19 protein-coding genes are annotated in these 21,191 nt (G+C 72.9%); 11 read left to right on the top strand and 8 right to left on the bottom strand.

Annotation, left to right across the window (positions count from 1 at the left end; translation table 11 throughout):
* The first annotated feature begins 37 nt into the window (after positions 1–37).
* Positions 38–553, top strand: a complete 516-nt coding sequence (locus ACZ3ZE_RS02370) for a plastocyanin/azurin family copper-binding protein (RefSeq protein ID WP_467257054.1) — start codon at positions 38–40, stop codon at positions 551–553.
* Between the two features lie 10 nt (positions 554–563).
* Entirely contained in the window at positions 564–947 is a 384-nt protein-coding gene (locus tag ACZ3ZE_RS02365; RefSeq protein WP_361163765.1) for a hypothetical protein, read from the top strand.
* Between the two features lie 87 nt (positions 948–1,034).
* On the opposite strand, the gene ACZ3ZE_RS02360 is transcribed toward ACZ3ZE_RS02365, so the two are convergent.
* Positions 1,035–2,300 carry an MFS transporter gene (locus ACZ3ZE_RS02360; RefSeq protein ID WP_467257052.1) on the bottom strand — a complete coding sequence of 422 codons (1,266 nt, stop codon included), beginning with the start codon at positions 2,298–2,300 and terminating at the stop codon, positions 1,035–1,037.
* Between the two features lie 70 nt (positions 2,301–2,370).
* Entirely contained in the window at positions 2,371–2,976 is a 606-nt protein-coding gene (locus tag ACZ3ZE_RS02355; protein ID WP_442306218.1) for a hypothetical protein, read from the bottom strand.
* Between the two features lie 101 nt (positions 2,977–3,077).
* On the opposite strand from ACZ3ZE_RS02355, the gene npdG reads away from it, so the two are divergent.
* Positions 3,078–3,803: an NADPH-dependent F420 reductase gene (gene npdG / locus ACZ3ZE_RS02350; protein ID WP_361163771.1), complete on the top strand. Its 726-nt coding sequence runs from the start codon at positions 3,078–3,080 to the stop codon at positions 3,801–3,803.
* A 110-nt stretch (positions 3,804–3,913) separates the two neighbouring features.
* Entirely contained in the window at positions 3,914–4,099 is a 186-nt protein-coding gene (locus ACZ3ZE_RS02345) for a hypothetical protein (protein WP_361628360.1), read from the top strand.
* Here the strand turns inward: ACZ3ZE_RS02345 and ACZ3ZE_RS02340 are convergent.
* Positions 4,096–4,890 carry a site-2 protease family protein gene (locus ACZ3ZE_RS02340; RefSeq protein ID WP_361163775.1) on the bottom strand — a complete coding sequence of 265 codons (795 nt, stop codon included), beginning with the start codon at positions 4,888–4,890 and terminating at the stop codon, positions 4,096–4,098. The two genes, ACZ3ZE_RS02345 and ACZ3ZE_RS02340, sit on opposite strands and share 4 nt — an antisense overlap.
* 97 nt (positions 4,891–4,987) lie before the next feature.
* Between ACZ3ZE_RS02340 and ACZ3ZE_RS02335 the strand changes: the two genes are divergently transcribed.
* Positions 4,988–8,374: an AfsR/SARP family transcriptional regulator gene (locus tag ACZ3ZE_RS02335; protein WP_467257050.1), complete on the top strand. Its 3,387-nt coding sequence runs from the start codon at positions 4,988–4,990 to the stop codon at positions 8,372–8,374.
* A gap of 13 nt (positions 8,375–8,387) precedes the next feature.
* Here the strand turns inward: ACZ3ZE_RS02335 and ACZ3ZE_RS02330 are convergent, their stop codons facing one another.
* The 3 genes from ACZ3ZE_RS02330 to panB all read right to left on the bottom strand — a co-directional run bounded on the left by ACZ3ZE_RS02330 (position 8,388) and on the right by panB (position 11,337).
* Positions 8,388–9,245, bottom strand: coding sequence for an ABC transporter permease (locus ACZ3ZE_RS02330; protein WP_467257048.1), 858 nt, complete (start codon positions 9,243–9,245; stop codon positions 8,388–8,390).
* Positions 9,242–10,255 (bottom strand): ATP-binding cassette domain-containing protein, encoded by a 1,014-nt coding sequence (locus ACZ3ZE_RS02325; RefSeq protein WP_361623485.1) that lies wholly within the window; start codon positions 10,253–10,255, stop codon positions 9,242–9,244. Before ACZ3ZE_RS02325 ends, ACZ3ZE_RS02330 begins: the two co-directional genes overlap by 4 nt.
* Before the next feature lie 218 nt (positions 10,256–10,473).
* The gene (gene panB, locus ACZ3ZE_RS02320; protein ID WP_361163782.1) at positions 10,474–11,337 is read right to left on the bottom strand and encodes a 3-methyl-2-oxobutanoate hydroxymethyltransferase; all 864 of its coding nucleotides are present in this window, start codon (positions 11,335–11,337) and stop codon (positions 10,474–10,476) included.
* 190 nt (positions 11,338–11,527) lie between these two features.
* Here panB and ACZ3ZE_RS02315 point away from each other — a divergent pair, with 190 nt between their 5' ends.
* From ACZ3ZE_RS02315 to ACZ3ZE_RS02305, 3 genes are all read left to right on the top strand, one after another.
* The gene (locus ACZ3ZE_RS02315; protein ID WP_361163784.1) at positions 11,528–13,141 is read left to right on the top strand and encodes an MFS transporter; all 1,614 of its coding nucleotides are present in this window, start codon (positions 11,528–11,530) and stop codon (positions 13,139–13,141) included.
* 56 nt (positions 13,142–13,197) lie between these two features.
* On the top strand, positions 13,198–13,971 hold the full coding sequence (locus ACZ3ZE_RS02310) for a TetR/AcrR family transcriptional regulator (protein ID WP_467257046.1): 774 nt from the start codon (positions 13,198–13,200) through the stop codon (positions 13,969–13,971).
* Between the two features lie 180 nt (positions 13,972–14,151).
* Positions 14,152–15,177, top strand: coding sequence for an endonuclease/exonuclease/phosphatase family protein (locus tag ACZ3ZE_RS02305; RefSeq protein ID WP_361163788.1), 1,026 nt, complete (start codon positions 14,152–14,154; stop codon positions 15,175–15,177).
* A 42-nt stretch (positions 15,178–15,219) separates the two neighbouring features.
* Here ACZ3ZE_RS02305 and ACZ3ZE_RS02300 read toward each other — a convergent pair whose 3' ends face one another.
* Both ACZ3ZE_RS02300 and ACZ3ZE_RS02295 read right to left on the bottom strand, forming a co-directional pair.
* The gene (locus ACZ3ZE_RS02300; protein WP_361623488.1) at positions 15,220–16,977 is read right to left on the bottom strand and encodes an NAD+ synthase; all 1,758 of its coding nucleotides are present in this window, start codon (positions 16,975–16,977) and stop codon (positions 15,220–15,222) included.
* Positions 16,978–17,042: 65 nt separating this feature from the next.
* Complete coding sequence (locus tag ACZ3ZE_RS02295) at positions 17,043–17,876, bottom strand: DUF4190 domain-containing protein (RefSeq protein WP_361163792.1); 834 nt, start codon at positions 17,874–17,876, stop codon at positions 17,043–17,045.
* A gap of 201 nt (positions 17,877–18,077) precedes the next feature.
* Between ACZ3ZE_RS02295 and ACZ3ZE_RS02290 the strand changes: the two genes are divergently transcribed.
* From ACZ3ZE_RS02290 to ACZ3ZE_RS02280, 3 genes are read left to right on the top strand one after another with little or no spacing between them, the layout of a single operon-like run.
* Entirely contained in the window at positions 18,078–19,568 is a 1,491-nt protein-coding gene (locus ACZ3ZE_RS02290) for a glutamate/gamma-aminobutyrate antiporter GadC (protein WP_361163794.1), read from the top strand.
* Positions 19,569–19,580: 12 nt separating this feature from the next.
* The gene (locus ACZ3ZE_RS02285) at positions 19,581–20,330 is read left to right on the top strand and encodes a DUF998 domain-containing protein (RefSeq protein ID WP_361623491.1); all 750 of its coding nucleotides are present in this window, start codon (positions 19,581–19,583) and stop codon (positions 20,328–20,330) included.
* A complete protein-coding gene (locus ACZ3ZE_RS02280; RefSeq protein WP_467257044.1) occupies positions 20,327–21,187 on the top strand; it encodes an alpha/beta fold hydrolase in 861 nt (286 codons plus the stop codon). The genes ACZ3ZE_RS02285 and ACZ3ZE_RS02280 overlap by 4 nt, the downstream gene beginning before the upstream one ends.
* Positions 21,188–21,191 lie beyond the last annotated feature (4 nt).

Here is a 21,191-nt window from a genome sequence, read left to right as displayed (position 1 = left end):
GTCCGGCCCGGCCGTATCCCCTGTGGAGGACCGAACCATGACCGGAACAAGCAGCACCCCACGCAAGCACCGCACCCGCGGCCGCGTCGCCCTCGGTCTGTCGGGCGCCGCCCTGGCCGGCTTCCTGGCCGCCTGCGGAGGCGGCGGCGGAGGAAGCGGCAGCGGCACCACCCCGGCCCCGGCCCCGTCCACGGGGAGCGCGGCGGCCACCCAGGTGAAGGCCGACCTGACCGACTTCCACATCACGCTCTCCCCGCAGACCTTCCACCCCGGGCCGTACACCTTCGTCGCCAAGAACGACGGGCAGCACGACCACGCCCTGGAGATCGAGGGCGCCGGCACGGAGAACCGCACCCAGACCCTCGCCCCGGGCGAATCGGCCACCCTCACGGTGACCCTGAAGTCCGGCACCTACCAGGTCTACTGCCCGGTCGACGGCCACAAGGACCTGGGCATGAAGACCCAGATCACCGTCGGCGGGGCGGCCACCGACACCACTCCGAGCAACGGGAACGGCAATGGCAACGGCAACAGCCCGGGCACCGGCTACTAGGAACACCGCCGTGACGGTCCTGCTGCGCCTGACCGGCGTCGCCCTGACCGCCACGATGGCCGCGATCCACCTGTACCTCTGGGGCGACGGCTACCGGTACCTCGCCACCATCGGCGTGCTCTTCCTGCTGAACGGCATCGTCGGCTGCGTCCTCGCGGCGGCCCTGCTCGTGACGCCCGCGCGCTTCCTGGAGCCCGTCGCCGCGGTCACCGCGCTCTTCACGGCGGGCACCCTGGGAGCGCTCGTCCTGAGCCTCACCACCGGCCTCTTCGGCTTCAAGGAGGTCGTCGAAGCGAACCTGGTCGTCCCCACGCTCGCCGTCGAGACGGCGGGGGTCCTCGTCCTCGCGGCGCTGCCCCTGCGCGGGTGGGCGGCGCGCCGCCGGGACTCCTGAGGGCGCGCCCGCCGCCCCCGGCCCGCGTGGGGGCCCGCTCCGGCCCCGCGCAGGCCCCGCGCGGCCGTCGCGCAGGGCTCCCGTGCCCTACGCGACGGCCGCGGCCTTGCGGGCCCGTGCGTCCTCGTCCGTCGTCGCGTCGTACGCGAGCAGCTTCGGCAGGGCCAGGCACAGCAGGCCGACCGACGCCACGCAGGCCACCCCGCCCGACCAGACCGCCGCCCGCGTCCCCGTCCAGCCGGCCATCGCACCCGCCCGGACCTGGCCGAGTTGCGGGCCCACGCTGTACGACAGCACCTCGATGCCCGCCAGGCGCCCGCGCAGCTCCTCCGGGATCGTCTGGTTCCAGATCGTCGACCGGCCGAGGCCGCTCAGCATGTCGCCCGCGCCCGCGAACGCCAGGCACAGCAGCACCAGCCACACGTTCCCGAACCAGCCCGCCGCCGCGATCGCCAGGCCCCACCCCGTCGCCCCCGCCACGACGAGCACCCCGTGCCGCCGCACCTTCGACGTCCAGCCGCTGGTCAGCCCGAGGGCCAGGGAGCCGATCGAACCGGCCGCGTACATCAGGCCCAGCGACCACTCCGCGTCCAGGTCGTCCGCGAGGAACGGGAAGATCGTGTTGGGGAAGGCGAAGAACATCGCGGCCAGATCGATCGCGTACGTCCCCAGCAGCACCGGCCGCGACCACGCGTACCGCGCGCCCTCCACGATCCCGCGCAGCGACGGCTTCTCGGCGTCCCGCGCCGGGGGCGCGGGCGACAGGCGGCGGCACAGCAGCACCGAGGCCACGAACCCGGCCGCCCCGACCGCGTACGCCGGGGCGTGCCCCGCGTACGCGACGACGAGACCCGCCAGCGCCGGGCCCGCGATCGACCCCAGCTGCCAGCGCAGCGAGTTCAGCGCGGCGGCGGCCGTCTGCTGCTCGTGCGGCACGATCCGGGCCATCAGCGAGTCCAGCGCCGGGCGCTGCAGCCCGGCCAGGGCGGACACCCCGGCCGCGACGACGTACAGCGGCCACAGCAGCGGCTGCGGCCGCAGCGCGTTCAGGAACAGGACCAGCGCCAGCAGCGCGAGCCCCGCCTCGGTCGCCACGATCACCTTGCGCCGGTCCACCGCGTCGGCGAGCGCCCCGCCGTACAGCCCGAAGACGATCAGCGGGACGAGCTCCACCGCCCCCATCGCGCCCACCGCGAGCGGTGAGTCCGTGAGGTCCTTGATCTGGAGCGGCAGCGCGATCAGCGCCATGAAACCCGCGAAGTACGCCACCAGGCCCTGCACCCACAGGAGGCGGAAGTCACGGGAGGAGCGCCAGGGGGCGAGATCGGGGAGGAGGCGGAGCAGACGGTTCACGACGGGTCATGGTCCGGTGGGGTGCGTGCCCGGGGCAATCGAATTTTCGGGGGCGCGTCGGTGGGGGCGCTCACCACCGGGCCGGGGGCGGGGCCGTCAGCTGGTCGGCCAGGCGGGACAGGCGGTCCCGGAAGCGCAGGCGTCCGCGCGGGGCCGGCGGCAGGCAGTTCTCGCCGGTCGCCGCGCTCACCAGGTGCTGGACCGTGTCCAGGTCCACCTCCGCGTCCGCCGCCACCGCCAGCGACTCGTGCGCCAGACCCAGCAGCTCCGGGTCGCCGCCGTCCAGGGACAGCACCGTCGCCCCCGCCCGGCGCGCGTCATGGACCCGTTCCAGCAGCCCCTCGGCCGGCCGCGACGGCGCCACCATCAGCAGCGTCGCCCCCCGCCCCGCCGTCTCGATCCTGCCCAGACCGACCGCCAGGTGCGCCGGGTCGCCGGGCCGCACCCGGTGCCGCACCAGCGTCGGCGCCAGCTCCGGACAGCCCGACCAGGCCGACTCGTCCACCAGATGGGCCGCCAGGTGCCACGGCTCGTACTCCTCCGTCCCCACCAGCAGCAGCCCGCCGCCGTGCGACACGACCGAGGAGCGCAGCGAGCCCGCGAAGCGGCGGGCCGCCGCCGGCCACTCCGTACCGGCGAGCACTTCACGCAGCAGCGCGACACGTACGGCGTCCATGGCCCCGCATCATGGGCCCCCGCAGGAGGCGCGCGCGGGCGTTCGCGGAACTCTCACCCGTACGGGGCCCACCGACCCGACCGGTCGGTAATGTCGGGGCCATGACTTCCTCGCCCTCCTCCAGCAGCCCCGCCTCCGCCGCCGCTGCCCCCGCGCCCAAGGACCCCTGGGACCTTCCCGACGTCTCCGGGCTCGTCGTCGGCGTCCTCGGCGGCACCGGCGACCAGGGGCGCGGCCTCGCCTACCGGCTCGCCAAGGCCGGCCAGAAGGTGATCATCGGCTCCCGTGCCGCCGACCGCGCCCAGGCCGCGGCCGACGAGCTCGGCCTCGGCGTCGAGGGCGCCGACAACGCCGAGTGCGCCCGCCGCAGCGACATCGTGATCGTCGCCGTGCCGTGGGACGGGCACGCCAAGACCCTGGAGGCCCTGCGCGGCGAGCTCGCCGGCAAGCTGGTCGTCGACTGCGTCAACCCGCTCGGCTTCGACAAGAAGGGCGCCTACGCCCTCAAGCCGGAGGAGGGCTCCGCCGCCGAGCAGGCCGCCGCCCTCCTGCCCGACGCCCGGGTCACCGCCGCCTTCCACCACCTGTCGGCCGTCCTCCTCCAGGACGCCTCCATCGACGAGATCGACACCGACGTCATGGTCCTCGGCGAGGTCCGCGCCGACGTCGAGATCGTCCAGGCGCTCGCCGGGCGCATCCCCGGCATGCGCGGCGTCTTCGCCGGGCGGCTGCGCAACGCGCACCAGGTCGAGTCGCTGGTCGCCAACCTGATCTCCGTCAACCGGCGGTACAAGGCGCACGCCGGGCTGCGGGTCACCGACGTCTGAGGCGCGTCCGCGTCTCCGCCTCGCCCGGGACCCGGCCCGGGCGAGGCGCGGTCCGGGCATGGGGGACACTGGACGGGCACCATCGCCGTATCCGACAGGAGTCGACCTCCATGCCCCGCCTCGCCCTCTACGCCCTGGTCGTCTGCGCGCTCGCCGTCACCGCGGCCGTCGTCTCCTTCGTCCAGGGCAGCTTCCTCGGCATCATCTGGGTGCTGCTGGCCGGTCTCTCCTCGAACATGGCCTGGTACTACATCCGGCGCGCCAAGGCGACCGCCTCCACCTCCGCCGAGGGTTAGACCGCGCAGATCTCGGGCGTCGACTCCCAGAAGCGGTACAGGGTCGACCCGCAGTCGCGCGCCAGCTCCGGCACCCCGAGTGCCTGCATCAGCGCGTCCACCCCGTCGAAGAACGCGCCGTTGATCGCCGGGACGAACAGCAGCGCGATCACGACGAAGAAGCCGTACGGCGCGTACGGCGCGATCTGGCGCTTGAAGCCGTACGACAGCCAGGGCTCGATCACCCCGTAGCCGTCGAGCCCGGGCACCGGCAGGGAGTTCAGGAGCGCCGCCGTCACCTGGAGGAACGCCAGGAACGCGAGCGCGTACCGGAACGCGACCGGTACGCCGTCGAGCGCGCCCAGCCAGAACGGCGCCGTGCACACGACCGCGAACAGCACGTTCGCCAGCGGGCCCGCCGCCGAGATCAGGCTGTGCTTCCAGCGGCCCCTGACCCGGTCCTGCTCGATGAAGACCGCGCCGCCCGGCAGACCGATCCCGCCCATGATCACGAACAGCACCGGCAGGACGACGCTCAGCACCGCGTGCGTGTACGCGAGCGGGTTCAGGGTCAGATAGCCCTTCGCGCCGACCGTGATGTCCCCGCTGTGCAGCGCGGTGCGGGCGTGCGCGTACTCGTGGAGACAGAGCGAGACGATCCACGCCGAGGTCACGAAGAGGAAGATCGCCAGGCTGGTCGAGGCCGCGAAGTCCGTCCACACGGCCCAGCCGGTGACTCCCATCACGGCGGCGATCGCCAGGAAGACCGGGCTGATCCTCCGCTCGTGGTGGCGGTGGGTGGTCGCGCTCATGCTTGGCTCCCGGAGGTGGGGTTCTCTGTCCGGGGAACGTACCCGGGCGCGCCGGCGGTTCCTGCGGCGGGCCCCGGATCGTGTCGGCTCACGGACAATGGGGCCCGTGCGCTACTTCGTCCTCGGCCCGGCTCGGGTTCACACGTCAGAAGGCCCCGACGGGGCCGCCGTCGCCGTCGGCGGGCCCCGGGTGCGGGCGCTGCTGACCGTGCTCGCGCTGCGGGCGGGGCGGGCCGTCCCCGTCGGCGTGCTCGTCTCCGAGGTCTGGGGTGCCGAGCCGCCGGCCGACGCGGTCGCCGCGCTCCAGGCGCTGGTGGGGCGGCTGCGGCGGGCCCTGGGGCACGAGCGGGTCGTCTCCACCGAGGGGGGTTATCGGCTGGACGCCTCGCGGGACGACGTCGACCTGTTCCGGTTCGAGCGGCTCGCCGCCGAGGGCGTACGGGAGTTGGGGCTCGGGCGTGCCGCTGCCGCCGCCGCCCTCCTCGATGAGGCCCTGGGGCTGTGGAAGGGGGCGGTCCTCGCCGACCTTCCGGACCGTGCGGCCGAGGCGGCCCGCTGGGAGGCCCGCCGGCTCGATGCCCGCCGGGGCCGGCTCGCGGCCTCGCTCGCGCTCGGCGAGGCGGCCTCGGTCCTGCCCGAGCTGACCGCCCTGTGCGAGGCCCATCCGCTGGACGAGCCCCTCCAGGCCCTGCGGATCCGGGCCCTGCGGGACGCCGGGCGCTCGGCCGAGGCCCTGGCGGCCTACGACGTCGTACGGGGGGAGATCGTTGAGCGGCTGGGGGTCGATCCCTCGGCTGAACTGCGGCTCCTGCACCGCGAGTTGTTGGAGTCGGAGCCCGGCGCCGCTGCCCTTCCCGCGGTACGGGCGTCCGTCGGCAACCTCAAGGCCCGGCTCACCAGTTTCCTCGGGCGTGATGCCGAACTGGGGGAGTTGGGGGAGGAGTTGCGGTCGTCTCGTCTGGTGACCCTGCTCGGGCCCGGGGGCGTCGGCAAGACCCGGCTCTCGCAGGAGGTCGCCGAACGGGTCGGCGGTGGCTGGCCCGACGGCGTCTGGCTCGTCGAGCTCGCGCCCGTCACCGACCCCGAGGCCGTCGCCGAGGCCGTCCTCGGCGCTGTCGGGGCCCGCGAGACCGTCCTGCGCGGCGCCGGAGCCGAGGAACTGCGCCTCGGCGAGGACCCCAACGACCCCACCCGACGCCTGGTCGAGCACTGCGCCGGACTGCGCATGCTCGTGGTGCTGGACAACTGCGAGCACGTGGTGGGTGCGGTGGCGGGGCTGGTGGAGGTGTTGCTGGCGCGGTGTGCGGGGGTGACGGTGCTGGCGACGAGTCGGGAGCCGTTGGGGGTGCCGGGGGAGGTGGTGCGGCCGTTGGCGCCGTTGCCGGTGGGTGTGGCGGTGCGGTTGTTCGGTGAGCGCGGGGCCGCGGTGCGGCCGGCGTTCCGGGTGGAGGAGGAGCGGGGGGCTGCTGAGGAGATCGTTCGGCGGTTGGACGGTCTGCCGTTGGCGGTGGAGTTGGCGGCGGCTCGGTTGCGGGTGTTGTCGGCGGGGCAGATCGCGGAGCGGTTGGACGACCGGTTCCGGTTGTTGACGTCGGGGGCGCGGACGGTGTTGCCGCGGCAGCAGACTTTGCGGGCGGTGGTGGACTGGTCGTGGGATCTGTTGGACGGGGCCGAGCGGGTGGTGTTGCGGCGGCTTTCGGTGTTCACGGGTGGGTGTGATCTGGAGGCTGCCGAGGCGGTGTGCGGGGGCGGCGGGCCGGTGGGTCCTGCGGGTTCGGCGGGTTCGCTCGGTGCCGTGGGCGCGGTGGGTGCTGTGGGCGCTGTGGGTGTGCCGGATGTGTTGGGTGTGTTGGGGGCGCTGGTCGACAAGTCGTTGGTGGTGGCTGTCGAGGGGGTTGGGGGGATGCGGTACCGGTTGCTGGAGACGGTGGCCGAGTATGCGGGGGAGCGGCTTGACGAGGGTGGGGACCGGGAGGTCACCGAGCGGCTTCACCTCGAGTACTACCGGGAGCTCGCCCGGCTGACCGACCCCGAACTCCGGGGGCCGCGGCAGGCTTCTGCCCTCGAACGGTTCGGTGTCGAGTACGGGAACCTCCGTTCCGCGCTGCGGCGGGCCGTCGCCGCGCGCGACGAGCACGAGGCGCTCGTCCTCGTCCACTCCCTGCTCTGGTACTGGACCATGCGCGACCTGCGCGCCGACGCCCTGCACTGGGCCGAGTCCGTCGCCGGCCTCGGGCCCGACCCGTTCGGACCGGCCGCCGCCCCCGTCGTACCGCTGCACGAGCCGATCACCGCCGCGCCCCCGCCGCTCGGCGAGGAGCAGCTGTGGGAGGCGCGGCGCGGAGTGCGCCTGATCGAACTGCTCAACATGGACCACGAGACGGGGCGGTGGACCACACCCGAGGGGATCGTGCGGCTGCGGCGGATCAACGCGCTCTATCCGCCGGGGCTGCCCCAGACCTGCCGGCTCCCCGGCTCCTTCACCGTCTTCGCCGTCCTGCTCATCGCCGAACCCGGAAGCATGGGCGAGGCCCTGGACGCCCACGTCGCCGCCTGCCGCCGCTACGGGTACGACTGGGAGCTCGGCAACGCCCTCCAGTTGCGCGCCAACCTGCTCGCCAACCGGGCCGACCTGGCCGGACAGGCCGCCGCCGACGCCGAGGAGAGCCTGCGGATCTTCGTCCGCCTCGACGACGCCTGGGGCGCCGCCGAGGCGCTGTCCTCGCGCGCCGAGGCACGTGAGCGGCAGCTGGAGTTCCACGGCGCCGCCGAGGACTTCGCGGCCGCCATCGACTACGCGCGGCGGGTCGGCGCCCAGTCCCAGATGGCGCTGCTGCGCGCCCGCTACGCCGACATGCTCATCGAGACCGGCCGGATGGACGAGGCCGAGAAGATCCTGCGCGAGGTCGTCGAGGGCGAACACGGGCGCGGCCACGAACCGATGCTCGCCGCCCGGATCTTCCTGGCGATGCTGCTCGGCCGGACCGGCCGCTTGGAGGAGGCCCGGGCCCATCTGGAGCAGCTGCTCGACGAGTTCCGCTCGCAGACCCTCTCCATCTTCGAGGGCTTCACCCTCGGCGGCCTCGGCTGGGTGGAGAACCTCGACGAGCGGTACGACGTGGCCTTCGGGCTCGCCCGGCGGGCGTACGAGCGCTCGCTCGGCGCCCTGTCGCTGATGGTCGCGCCGCAGATGCCGTCGGTCCATCTGACGACCGCCGCCTGGGCGCTGGCCGGGATCGGCGGGCCCGGGGCCCGTACGGCGGCCGTGCTGCTCGGCGCGTCCCAGGGGCTGCGCCCGCCCGGGCACCTGTCCCCGCCCATCGAGCGGGAGAACCTGGCGCGCGGCACCGAGCTGGCCCGTGCCGCGCTCGGCGACGAGGCGGAGTTCGAGGCCGCGTACGCCGAAGGCGGCGGCCTCTCCCTGGAGGAGGCCGCCGCCCTGCTCGTACGCGCCGACGCGATCAACGGGCGCGCCGAGTCCTGAAGCCCCCTGCGGATCAGGTCTTCTTGCGGAACTTGGAGACCGCCAGCGGCGCCATGACCAGGGTGAGGCCGGCCGACCAGGCGAGCGTCATCCACACCGAGTGGGCGACGGGGCCGCCGTTGATCAGGCCGCGGGCGGCGTCGGCGAGGTTGGACAGCGGGTTGTAGTCGGTGAAGCTCTGAAGCCAGCCGGGCATCGTGGTCGGCGGGGCGAAGATCGACGAGCCGAACTGCAGCGGCATCAGCACCAGCATCGCCATCCCCTGGACGGCCTGGGCCGTCTTCATCGTGAGACCGAGCAGGATGAAGATCCACATCAGGGCGGCGCCGAAGACCGCGGACAGGCCGATCGCGGCGAACAGGTGGAGCACCGAGGTGTGGATCTGAAGACCGAGCAGGAAGCCCATGCCCAGCAGGATCGCCGTGGCGATCAGCATGCGGCCCAGCTCGACGACGATCTTCGCTATGAGCACCGAGGACCGGGCGATCGGCATGGTCCGGAACCGGTCCATGACGCCCTTCTTGAAGTCGTCGTTGATGCCGGTGCCGACGCCCATCGCGATGTTCATGCCCATCATGGCCATCAGGCCGGGCACGACGTAGTTCACGTACTCGGTGTTGTTGCCCTTGCCGGCGATCGCGCCGCCGAAGACGTACACGAAGAGCAGCACGAAGATGATCGGCATCAGGACGGCGTCGAACATCGCCTCCGGGTCCTGCTTGATCTGCAGCGCGTTGCGCCGGACCAGGGCGCCGATGTGGCGCACGTTGGCCCGCAGGCCGATGCGGCCGTCGGCGTCGCCGGACGCCTTCCGGGCGGGCGTGGCGCCGGGGGTGCCCACGGGGGTCTGGGGCAGGGTGGTGGTGCTCATGCGGCGACCTCCTGGGTAAGCGCGTCCTGGACGGAGTCGGTAGCGGTCGTCTTCTCGCCCGTGATGGCGAGGAACACCTCGTCGAGGCTCGGCAGATGGGTGCCGATGTGGGCGATGCCGAAGCCGCGGGCACCGAACAGGCCCACGACGGCGGTCAGTTGCTCGTCGCTGAGGATCGGCACGTACAGCACGCCCTCGTCGGGCACCACGGTCGAGCCCGCGATCCCGTCGAGGCCCGACTCGCGGAGCGCCGCCGCCATGGCGGACAGGTCGGCCGGATCGGTCGGGCGGACCTGGAGGGTGCGGCCGCCGACCCGCGCCTTCAGCTCGTCGACGCCGCCCCGGGCGATGACCCGGCCGCGGTCGATGACGGTCAGCTCGCTGGCGAGCTGCTCCGCCTCCTCCATGTACTGCGTGGTGAGCAGGACGGTGGCGCCCTCGGCGACCATCCGCTGGACCTCGTCCCACACCTCGTTACGGGTGCGGGGGTCGAGGCCGGTGGTCGGCTCGTCCAGGTAGAGCACGGCCGGCCGGCCGATCATCGAGGCGGCCAGGTCGAGGCGGCGCCGCATGCCGCCGGAGTAGTTCATCGCGGGGCGCTTGGCGGCCTCGGTGAGGGAGAAGCGCTCCAGGAGCTCGTCGGCGCGGGTGCGGGCGTCCTTGCGGGAGAGGTCGAGCAGCCGCCCGATCATGTACAGGTTCTCCCAGCCGGACAGCTTCTCGTCGACCGAGGCGTACTGGCCGGTGAGGCCGATGGTGCGGCGCAGCTGGCGGGGCTGGAGCACCACGTCGTAGCCGGCGACGAAGGCGGTGCCCGCGTCGGGGGCGATGAGGGTGGACAGGCAGCGGACGAGGGTGGTCTTGCCGGCGCCGTTGGGGCCGAGGACCCCGAGGACGGTGCCCTCGCGGACGTCCAGGTCGACCCCGTCGAGGGCCTTCGTCTCGCCGAAGTGCTTCACGAGGCCCCGGACCTCGACGGCGTTGGTGTGTGATCGCGTCATGTCCACCATGGAACACGGCGCCACCGACAACGCACCGACAGCCGACCGACAGCACCGCCTACGGGCACCGACAGGCGCCGACAGACACCTACGGGCCCCGACAGGCCCCGACAGGCACCGACCGCGCCCGACCGCCTCCGGCAGGGCAGACGCCGGCAGATGCCGACAGCCCGCCGACGGGGGACGGTCGGCGGGCTGTCGTTCTTTCCGGGAAGGTCCGGTGGGGCCTAGTGGAAGCTGTGCTCCTCGGCGGGGAACGCCCCGCCGGTGACGTCCTCCGCGAAGGCGCGGGCGGCGTCGCCGAGCGTCTCGCGCAGGTTGGCGTACTGCTTGGTGAAGCGCGGCACCTTGCCTCCGGTCAGACCGGCCATGTCGGTCCAGACGAGGACCTGGGCGTCCGTGTCGGGGCCGGCGCCGATGCCGATCGTCGGGATGTGCAGCGAGCGGGTGACCTCGGCGGCCAGCTCGGCCGGGACGAGCTCCAGGACCACGGCGAAGGCGCCCGCGTCCTGCGCCGCCTTGGCGTCGCTGAGCAGCCGGTGGGCGGCCTCGTCGGAGCGGCCCTGCACCCGGTAGCCCATGGTGTTCACGGACTGGGGGGTCAGGCCCAGGTGGGACATGACGGGGATGCCGGCCTGGACGAGCAGCTCGGTCTGCGGGAGGGAGCGCTCGCCGCCCTCCAGCTTGACCGCGCCGACGCCCGCGTCCTTGACCAGCCGGGTGGCGTTGCGCAGGGCCTGGACCGGGCCCTCCTGGTACGAGCCGAACGGGAGGTCGCCGACGACGAGGGCGCGCCGGGTGCCCCGTACGACGGCGGCGGAGAGCAGGGTCATCTCGTCCATCGTGACGGGCACGGTGGTCTCGTAGCCGAGGTGACAGTTGCCCATGGAGTCGCCGACGAGGACCACGGGGATGCCGGCCTCGTCGAAGACGGACGCGGTCATGGCGTCGTAGGCGGTGAGCATGGGCCACTTCTCGCCGCGGGTCTTGGCGGCGGCGATGTCGTGGACGGTGATGCGGCGGGTGCCCTTCCCCCCGTACAGCGCCTTGCTGCTGTCGGCGGGCGGTTTCTGGGCAGCCTGAAGCGTCATGGTGAACGGCTCCTTTTTGTCATCTCGAGGCGCCCTGTGGCGTCCCCGGACCACGTCCATGGTGGCACTTCGGCGGGGGGCCGGGGAAGTGGGGCGGAGTGGCGCTGTTCACACCGGCGCAACGTAAAAACTTCATCAGGCGTTTCGATACGAGACGGTCTCGTATCGAAATAGGTCTAGGGTGAGGACCATGTCTCAGCCGTCCCCTGACCTCACCCTTCCTCGGATACCCGAGGCCGTGCACCGCCGCCGCTGGGCGATCCTCGGCGTCCTGATGCTCAGCCTGCTGATCGTCGTGCTCGACAACTCGATCCTGAACGTCGCCGTCAAGACGATCGCCAGCCCCGCGCCCACCGGCATCGGCGCCACCCAGAGCGAGCTGGAGTGGGCCATCAACTCCTACACGCTCGTCTTCGCCGGACTCCTCTTCACCTCCGGCCTGCTCGGCGACCGCCTCGGCCGCAAGAAGGTGCTCCTCTTCGGCATCACCGTCTTCGGCATCGCCTCCGCGCTCGCCGCGCTCTCCGGCTCCCCGGGCGAACTCATCGCCTACCGGGCCCTCATGGGCCTCGGCGCCGCCTTCGTCATGCCGGCCACCCTCGCCGTCCTCATGAACGTCTTCGAGCGCGACGAGCAGCCCAAGGCCATCGGCATCTGGGCCGGCAGCGTCGGCCTCGCCATCGCCATCGGCCCCATCACCGGCGGCATCCTCCTGGAGCACTTCTGGTGGGGGTCGATCTTCCTCGTCAACGTGCCCGTCGTGCTCCTCGCGCTCGTCCTCATGACGTGGCTCGTGCCCGACTCCAAGGACCCCAAGCCCGGCCGGATCGACCTGCCCGGCGTGCTGCTCTCCGTCCTCGGCCTGGTCCTGCTCGTGTACGGCATCATCCGCGGCGGCGAGCTGGCGAGCGTCACCGACGTCACCGTCCTCGTGCCCGCGCTGGCCGGCCTCGCGGTCCTCACCGGCTTCGTGCTGTACGAGAAGCGCACCGACCACCCGGCGCTCGACATCTCGTACTTCCGCAAGCCCGCGTTCTCCGCCGCCGTCGCCGCCATCGCGCTCGTCTTCTTCGCCCTGCTCGGCGTGACCTTCTTCTCCGCCTTCTACCTGCAGAGCGTCCGCGGCTACAGCGCCCTCCAGTCCGGCCTGCTGATCCTGCCGCTGGCCATCGCCCAGGTGCTGTTCTCGCCGCGGGCCCGGCTGGTCGTCGAGCGCTTCGGCGCGAAGGCCGTGTGCACGGCCGGCATGCTCGCCGTCGCCGTCGGCCTCGGCGCGTTCGCCTTCTTCGACGCCGACACCCCGGTCTGGGTCCTCGAAGTCGTCTTCTTCGTCCAGGGCGCCGGCATGGCGCACATCATGCCGCCGGTCACCGTCGCCGTGATGCAGGCGCTGCCCCGCGAGAAGGCCGGCTCCGGCTCGGCGATCAACAACACCTTCCGCCAGGTCGGCGGGGCGCTCGGCGTGGCCGTCCTCGGCTCCGTCCTGTCCTCCACCTACCGCGGCGGCATCGAGGACCACCTCGGCGCGGTACCGGCCGGGCTGCGCGACGCGGCCGGCGAGTCCATCGAGGCCACCCTGGCCGTCGCCGAGAAGCTGGGCCCGGCCGGGCGCGGCCTCGTCGCCCCCGCGTACGACGCCTTCCTCGACGCCATGCACGTCGCCGCCATCGGCTCCGCCGCCGTCGCCCTCCTGGGCGCCGTCGTCGTGGCCCTCTTCCTCCCCGGCCGCACCCCGGCGCCCCCCACGGAGCGCGCCGACGTTCCCGGCGACCGCGTGAAGGCGGGAGAATCGGTGACGAGGTAGCGGCAGAGGCGGCGGCGGCGGTGGCCCAGGGGCCCGGACGGAGAGGCGGAGCGGACGTGGCGCAGGAGAACGGCGGGGCCCGGGCGACGGGCCCGGGAACCGGACGAGGAGCCGGGAGCGCCGGGGGCACCCCCCGGGCCACAGCTCAGGCCCCGGCCACGCCCCGGGCCGAGGGCGCCGGGAGCGCCGGGGGCACCCCTCGCGCCACAGCCCCGCCCCCGCCTCCCACCGACGACTGCCCCGCCTCCGCCCGGCGTGGCCGGCCGCGGAGTGAGGCGGCGGAGCAGGCGATCTTCGATGCGGCGATCGGGCTGCTGGAGGGCGGGACGCCGCTGACCGAACTGTCGATCGAGAGGATCGCCCGCACCGCCGGGGTCGGCAAGGCCACCATCTACCGTCGCTGGCCCGGCAAGGAGGAGCTCTTCGTCGACCTGCTGCGCTCCGTCGAGCTCCCGGACCCGGTGCTGCCCGGCGTCTCGGTCCGGGACGACCTCGTCGCGCTCATGGAGTCGATCCGGCGGCGAGGACTCGCCAAGCGGAACTCGGCGCTGCTGCACAACGTGTTCTCGCAGATGCAGAGCTACCCCAAGCTGTGGGACGCGTACCACCAGACCGTCATCGACCCCCGCCGCCGCCTCGGGCTGGACGTCGTACGGCGCGGGATGGAGCTCGGCGAGATCCGCGACGACCTGGACGTCGAGCTGGTCAACGACCTCTTCACCGGCCCGCTGCTGCTGCGTACCGTCATCCGCCCCGGCGCCACCCTGGAACCGGACCTCGCCGAGCAGGTCGTCGACGCCGTCCTGGAGGGCGTGCGCCCGCGCGACTGACCAGGCGCGACGCACGACCGGACGAGTCGTACGAATGTGCGCGTTCTGTCACAGCAGTACGCCCCGCGCCACCTGCAGGAACCCGCCACGCCGCTCTGTCGTCCCTCGGGGAGTACGACCGAACCGGAATCGCCTAGGGTCGAGTCCGGGTCGCAGAGCAAGGCAGTGAGGACGGCAGCGATGACGCGGGTGGACATGACGGAGACCGAGAACGGCGGCGCGCCGCACGACAAGGGCCCCGCCTCCCGGTTCGCCCTCCGTCTGCGGGCCCTGCGCGGCGACCGCGGCATCTGGCGGCGCGGCATCCTCCTCGCCCTGTGCGCGGTGCTGCTGACGTTCCTGATGGTGTTCCACTCGGACATCCCGAACCGGATCGGCAACCTCGGCAGCCTGACCGAGACCTTCCTGCCCTGGCTCGGCCTGTTCGTGCCGCTGCTCCTCGTCCTCGCCCTGCTGCGCCGCTCCGCGACCGCGCTGATCGCCCTGTTGTTGCCGGCCGTCGTGTGGGTCAACGTCTTCGGCGGCCTGATCGTCGACAAGTCGGAGCCCGGCGAGGGCCTCACCGTGGTGAGCCACAACGTGAACGCCGACAACCCCGACCCGGAGGGCACGGCCCGTCAGATCGCGGCCTCCGGCGCGGACGTGGTGGCCCTGGAGGAGCTCAAGGGCGACGTGGTGCCCACCTACGAGCGGGGCCTGGCCGACACGTACCGGTACCACTCGGTGCAGGGCACGGTCGGTCTGTGGAGCAAGTACCCGCTGCGCGACCCGCGGCCGGTCGACATCCGGATGGGCTGGACCCGCGCCATGCGCGCCACCGTCGCCGCGCCGGCCGGGGACGTGGCCGTCTACGTGGCCCACCTCCCCTCCGTACGGGTCAAGCTGAACGCCGGGTTCACCGCCAACCAGCGCGACAACAGCGCCAACGCCCTCGGCGAGGCCATCTCGCACGACCCGCATCAGCGGATCGTGCTGCTCGGCGACCTCAACGGCACCATGAACGACCGCTCGCTCAACGCGGTGACCTCGCAGCTGCGTTCCACGCAGGGCGCGGCCGGCGACGGCTTCGGCTTCAGCTGGCCGGCGTCGTTCCCGATGGCCCGGATCGATCAGATCATGGTGAAGGGCGTCGAGCCGCTCTCGTCCTGGACCCTGCCGGAGACGAAGAGCGACCACCTGCCGGTCGCGGCCCGCGTGAAGTTCTGACCTGGGCTTCCAGGGGTCCATCCGGCGCCGCCGGAGCGACCGTCAGGAGCGGGTCTCCCGCCAGCGGTTGGTGATGGGCAGGCGCCGGTCCTTGCCGAAGCCCTTCGCGGAGATCTTGGTGCCCGGCGGGTACTGGCGGCGCTTGTACTCCGCCGTGTCCACCATCCGCAGCGTCCGCGTCACCAGCTCCTCGTCGAAGCCGGCCGCGACGATCTCGTCCTTGCCCCGGTCGCGGTCGACGTAGAGCTCCAGGATCCGGTCCAGGACCGCGTAGTCGGGCAGCGAGTCCGTGTCGACCTGGTCCGGGCGGAGTTCGGCGCTGGGGGGCTTGCTGATCGAGTTCTCCGGGATCGGCGGGAGCTGGCCGCGCTCCTCGGCGGCCCGGTTGCGCCAGCGGGCGAGCCGGAAGACGTCCGACTTGTAGACGTCCTTGATCGGTCCGTACGCGCCGACGGAGTCGCCGTACAGGGTCGAATAGCCCACCGCCAGCTCGGACTTGTTGCCCGGCGCGAGGACGAGGTGGCCCTCCTGGTTGGAGAGCGCCATGAGCAGGGTGCCGCGCAGCCGGGACTGGAGGTTTTCCTCGGCGAGACCGGTCAGGGCGAGGGAGCCCATGTAGGCGTCGAACATCGGCTCGATGGGGACGGTGCGGAAGTCGAGGCCGGTGCGGCGGGCCAGTTCGGCGGCGTCGCCGCGCGAGTGGTCCGAGGAGTACTTCGAGGGCATCGACACGCCGTGCACGTGTGCCGCGCCGACCGCGTCGCAGGCGATGGCGGCGACCAGGGCGGAGTCGATGCCGCCGGACAGGCCGACCAGGACGGACCGGAAGCCGTTCTTGGCGACGTACGCCCGCAGGCCGACGACGAGCGCCGAGTAGACCTCCTCGTCGTCGTCGAGCCGCTCCGCGTAGCCGCCGGTCACCTCCGGCTCGTACGCGGGCAGCGGCTCCTCGGAGAGCACCACCCGGTCGATCCGCAGTCCGTCGTCGACGGTCCCCGTGGGGGCGTCGGGCACGGCCGCCGGGAGGTCCAGGTCCAGGATCACGCTGCCCTCGGCGAACTGCGGGGCCCGCGCGATCACCTCGCCGGAGGCGTCGACGACGATCGAGTCGCCGTCGAAGACCAGCTCGTCCTGGCCGCCGGTGGTCGCCAGGTAGGCGGTGGTGCAGCCGGCCTCCCGGGCGCGGGTGCGGACCAGTTCGAGCCGGGCGTCGTCCTTGTTCCGCTCGTACGGGGAGGCGTTGACCGACAGCAGCAGTCCGGCCCGGGCGCTGCGGGCCGCCGGGACCCGGCCGCCGTCCTGCCACAGGTCCTCGCAGATCGCGAGGGCGACATCGACGCCGTGGACGCGCAGGACGGGCAGGGTGTCGCCCTGGACGAAGTAGCGGTACTCGTCGAAGACGCCGTAGTTGGGCAGGTGGTGCTTGGCGAAGCGCAGCACCACCTCGCCCCGGTACAGCACGGCGGCGGCGTTCTCCGGGGAGCCGGCGGGCCGGCCGAGCCGGGGCCGGTCGCGCTCGGACCGGTCGAGGTAGCCGACGACGACCGGCAGCTCGCCGAAGCCCTCGTCCGCGAGGCGCCGCCCGAGTGCCCGCAGGGCGGCCCGGGAGGCCTCGACGAACGAGGAGCGCAGCGCCAGGTCCTCGACGGGGTAGCCGGTCAGCACCATCTCGGGGAACGCGACGAGGTGCGCCCCCTGCTCGGCGGCGTGCCGGGTCCACTGGACGACGGCCTCGGCGTTGCCGGCGAGGTCGCCGACCGTCGAGTCGATCTGATTCAGGGCGAGGCGTAGTTGAGGCACGCCCCCCAGTCTAATCGTCAATTCGACGCTATGTCCTGGGGAATGCGCCTCGCGCCCCTTCCTGATTACTTCGTCGGACCGGTCCAGACCGCCGACTCGTGGTCCAGCACGGTCGGGGCGATCTCGACCTGGAGCTCGCCGGCGGCGTCGGGCGCCATGGAGAAGGTGAAGTCGGCCTTGGCCTGCTTGCCGGGGAGCACCTTGCCCTCGAAGGGCTTGGTGGCGTAGCTGCCGTCGAAGACCATCTCGGCGGACGCGCCGTTGGCGTCGCTGGCGTTCGGCAGGGCGGCGGTGATGTCGACGGCCTCCTTGCTGCCGTTGACGATGGTGATGGTCACCTGGAAGGCCTTGTTGCCCTTGGTGAACCCGGCGGCGAAGGCGTCGGGCTTGTGGGCACGCGGCGTGGAGACGGTGACCTTCAGGCCGTCGTCGTACGCGAAGGTCTCACCGAACTTCAGCGCCCCGGAGGCCGCGTCGGTCGCCTTGGCCGAGGGCTTGGCGGCGCCGCCGGCGCCCGGCTCGGCGGAGGCGGTGGCCGTCGGCAGGCCGCCCGACTTCTCGATCTCGTCGGCGACGTCCTTCACCGCCGTGGCGATGACGACGGTCCAGACGATCGAGACGAGGATCGAGAGGGCGCCCAGGACCAGGCCGGTCACGGCACTGCCCTTGTTGGTCGCCAGGCCCTTGCCGGCCCGCGAGGCGCCGATGATGCCGAAGATCAGGGCCAGCAGGCCCAGGATCCCGCCCAGCCAGAACAGGAACGGGATGATCGCGAAGAGCAGGCCCACGATGCCGAGCACCAGTGCCGTGACGCCGAGCCCGTTGCGGGGCTGGACCGGGGGCTGCGTTCCCGGCGCGCCCCAGGGCTGCTGGTCGGGGGAGTGGGTGGGCATGGTCATGCGGTGTCCTTCGCGAGCGGTTCGGGGCATGGCAAGACCGCCCCACCCCTGGAGATCACGACCGTAAGGCAGCCGCATGTGAAGGGACCAGTTGATTTGTGAACGATATGTGTTCGTGATCCGCACCGGAGGCCGGATGGGACGGTTCACTCCTCTTTCGGCCGACATGCGAAGCTGGTCCCGCCCGCCGATCATGGGCCCATGACGACCACTGACGATCCGGCAGAGTCGGCTGGGAACACCGCCACGGGCTCCCCGACGGAAGCGGAGCTCCGCCAGGACGACGGCACCAGGCGGCAGTTCATCTCCTGGCTGACGCTCGCGTTCATGACGACCGCGTCCGTCGCCTCCCTGCGGCCCTCGCCGTCCATGGCCCTCTACGGACTCGCGGCGATCTTCCTCTACCTGCTGCCCGCCCTCGTGTTCCTGCTGCCCACCGCCCTCGTCGGCGCCGAGCTCGCCTCCGGCTGGGAGGGCGGCATCTACCGCTGGGTCAGCGAGGCGCTCGGCAAACCGCTCGGCTTCCTCGCCGTCTGGTGCCAGTTCGCCATGACCATCGCGTACTACCCGAGCCTGCTCGCCTACGTCGCCTCGACCTTCGCGTACGTCATCGACCCCTCCCTCGCGGAGAACGGCCTCTACGTCGCGATCGTCATCGTCGTCATCTACTGGTCCGGGGTCTGGATCTCCGCGCGCGGTACGCGGACCATCGCCGGCCTGTCCTCCTTCGGTCTCGTCATCGGCACCCTCATCCCCGGCGTCCTGCTCGTCGTCCTCGGCATCGTCTTCCTCGGCCAGGGCAACCCGTCCGCCCAGCCCATGACGGCCGACCACTGGCTGCCGCCGTGGACCGGCCTCGCCAGCCTGGTCCTCATCGTCAACAACTTCCTGTCCTACGCGGGCATGGAGATGAACGGCGTCCACGTCTCCTCGCTGCGCGAGCCCAAGCGCGAGTACCCGAAGTCGATGTTCCTGGCGACCGGCCTCGTCCTGCTGATCTTCATCCTTCCGGCCCTGGCCATCGCCTGGGTGATGCCCGCCGAGCAGCTCAGCCTGACCGCCGGCCTCATGCAGGCCTTCCAGGCCTTCTTCGACCACTTCTCCATCGGCTGGATGACGAAGGTCGTCGGCATCATGCTGGTCTGCGCCGCCCTCGGCGGCATGCTCACCTGGCTCTCCGGACCCGCCAAGGGCCTCGTCCTGCTCTCCCGGCAGGAGGGCTACCTGCCGCCCGTGTTCCAGAAGTTCAACAAGGCCGGCGCCCCCCTGAACATCATGGTCGCGCAGGGCGTCGTCACCACCCTGATCGGCATCCTCTACGCCTTCAGCGACAACGTCTCCAGCGCGTACTGGATGTTCTCCGTGATCACCGTGCAGATCTACCTCATCGCCTACCTGCTGATGTTCGTGGCCGTCGTCAGGCTGCGCGGGACCCAGCCCGCCGTGGAGCGCGGCTTCCGCGTCCCCGCCGTCGCGTGGGTCGCCGGCATCGGCTTCGTCTCCTCCGTCGCCGCCCTCGCCATCGGCTTCGTGCCGCCCGACCAGTTCGGTGACCAGCCGCTGTGGCGCTACCTCCTGATCGTCGGCGGCGGCCTGCTCGTCCTCGGCCTCCTCATCCCCGGGGCCCTGCTCAAATACCGCAAGCCGGGCTGGATCCACCCGGAACACCGGGAACCTTCCACCACGCCCTGACGTAGGACGAGTGTGTCCAGGAAAGCCACGCAGACCGCCGCCGTCCTCCTCGCGCTCGGCGCGCTCGCGTACACCGCCTGGGTGCTCGAAGTCGTCGTCCGGACCGGGCTCGACCCGATCCGGACCTACGTCTCCGAGCTCGCCGCCGCCGACCAGCCGCTCGGCGGCCTGTTCCGCGCGACCGACCTCACGGCCGGACTGCTCGTCCTCGCGGGCGCGCTCACCGGCCTCGTGGCGACCGCCCGGCCCGGCCCCGACGGCCCGGCCGGGACCTCCTGGGCCCGGCGCGAACCCGGCCCGCGCCGCCCCTGGCTGCTCGCCGGCTGGCTCGCCCTCGCGCTCTTCGGCGCCGCCACCGCCGTCGACTCCCGGCTCCCGCTCAGCTGCACCCCCACCGCCGACCCCGAGTGCGCCGCGCGCGAGACCGCCGGACTCGTGCCCGCCACCCACACCGCCCACGCCGTCAGCTCCAGCCTCGCCATGGCCGGCGCCCTGACCGCGATGATCGCCCTCACCGTCGCCGCCCGCCGCTACGGCCTGTGGCGCCCCCTCGCCCGTACCGGCCCCGCCCTCGTCGCCCTCGAACTCGCCGCCACCGCCTGGACCCTCGCCGCCGTGGCCGCCTTCGAGGCGGGCAAGGGCCTGTGGTCCCTGGGCGCGGGCCAGCGCCTCCAGGTCCTCCTCGTGGCGATGTGGCTGGCGGTGCTCGCGTGGTCGGTGTTCCGGGAGCGGGACCACCGGGCGTGGGGACAGCGCCCATGACCCCCACCCACGACGCCACCCCCACCCACGACGCCACCCCCGCCCACGGCGCCACCCCCGCCCCCCTCTTCGTCCGCATCGGCGGTGTCCCCCACCACGTCGTCGTCGACGGATCGGGCCCCGTCTGCGTGCTGTCCGCGGGGCTCGGCATGAGCTGGTTCGACTGGGATCCGGTCGTCCCGCTGCTCGCCCCGTACCGCACGGTCGTCCGCTTCGACCGGCCGGGCCACGGGCTGTCCGGCCCCGCCGCCGGGCCGTCCACCGCCGTGGGCGAGGCGGACAGGATCGCCGCCGTGCTCGACGCGCTGCGCCTGCCCGGCCCCGCCACGGTCGTCGGCCACTCCCTCGCCGGGTTCCACGCGGAGGCCTTCGCGCGCCTCCACCCGGCCCGTACCGCCGCGCTGGTCCTCGTCGACTCGTCCGTGGAGGAGCGCCCGCGCGCCTCCCGCACCGCGCCCGGCCGGGCCCGGCTGCTGGGCGCGGTCCTGTCCGCGGTCGGCGTGCCGGCCGCGCTGGGACCGGCCGCCCGCGCGCTGTCCGTACGGCACGACCCGGCGCCGCCCGCCCTGGTCCGCCGCGTCTACCGCACCTCGCGCGTGCTGCGCGGCATCCTCGACGAGAACGCCCGCTACGGCGCCGTCGCCGCCCAACTCCTCGCGCTGCGCGAGCGGGTGCCGCTCCCGCCGGGCCTGCCCGTCACCGTGCTGGCCGCGCCGGACGGCTCCGCCCGCTGGGAGCGGCGCCAACGCGCGCTGGCCCGGCGGCTCGGCGCCCGCTACGAGGCGGCCGAACCGTCGGGCCATCTGGTCATGCTGGACCGCCCGGACGCCGTGGCCCGGGCCGTACTCGGAGGCTGAGACC

This window comes from Streptomyces sp. NPDC023157 (assembly GCF_055560575.1).
The sequence above is the reverse complement of the archived record's forward strand: the minus strand, read 5'-3'. Positions and strand labels throughout refer to the sequence as shown.

Excerpts from the sequence above, each read along its gene's own strand:
- ACZ3ZE_RS02370 (WP_467257054.1), top strand. The coding sequence starts at position 38 with ATGACCGGAACAAGCAGCACCCCACGCAAGCACCGCACCCGCGGCCGC.
- ACZ3ZE_RS02355 (WP_442306218.1), bottom strand. The coding sequence starts at position 2,976 with ATGGACGCCGTACGTGTCGCGCTGCTGCGTGAAGTGCTCGCCGGTACG.
- npdG (WP_361163771.1), top strand. The coding sequence starts at position 3,078 with ATGACTTCCTCGCCCTCCTCCAGCAGCCCCGCCTCCGCCGCCGCTGCC.
- ACZ3ZE_RS02345 (WP_361628360.1), top strand. The coding sequence starts at position 3,914 with ATGCCCCGCCTCGCCCTCTACGCCCTGGTCGTCTGCGCGCTCGCCGTC.
- ACZ3ZE_RS02340 (WP_361163775.1), bottom strand. The coding sequence starts at position 4,890 with ATGAGCGCGACCACCCACCGCCACCACGAGCGGAGGATCAGCCCGGTC.
- ACZ3ZE_RS02335 (WP_467257050.1), top strand. The coding sequence starts at position 4,988 with ATGGGGCCCGTGCGCTACTTCGTCCTCGGCCCGGCTCGGGTTCACACG.
- ACZ3ZE_RS02330 (WP_467257048.1), bottom strand. The coding sequence starts at position 9,245 with ATGAGCACCACCACCCTGCCCCAGACCCCCGTGGGCACCCCCGGCGCC.
- ACZ3ZE_RS02325 (WP_361623485.1), bottom strand. The coding sequence starts at position 10,255 with ATGGTGGACATGACGCGATCACACACCAACGCCGTCGAGGTCCGGGGC.
- panB (WP_361163782.1), bottom strand. The coding sequence starts at position 11,337 with ATGACGCTTCAGGCTGCCCAGAAACCGCCCGCCGACAGCAGCAAGGCG.
- ACZ3ZE_RS02315 (WP_361163784.1), top strand. The coding sequence starts at position 11,528 with ATGTCTCAGCCGTCCCCTGACCTCACCCTTCCTCGGATACCCGAGGCC.
- ACZ3ZE_RS02305 (WP_361163788.1), top strand. The coding sequence starts at position 14,152 with ATGACGCGGGTGGACATGACGGAGACCGAGAACGGCGGCGCGCCGCAC.
- ACZ3ZE_RS02295 (WP_361163792.1), bottom strand. The coding sequence starts at position 17,876 with ATGACCATGCCCACCCACTCCCCCGACCAGCAGCCCTGGGGCGCGCCG.
- ACZ3ZE_RS02290 (WP_361163794.1), top strand. The coding sequence starts at position 18,078 with ATGACGACCACTGACGATCCGGCAGAGTCGGCTGGGAACACCGCCACG.
- ACZ3ZE_RS02280 (WP_467257044.1), top strand. The coding sequence starts at position 20,327 with ATGACCCCCACCCACGACGCCACCCCCACCCACGACGCCACCCCCGCC.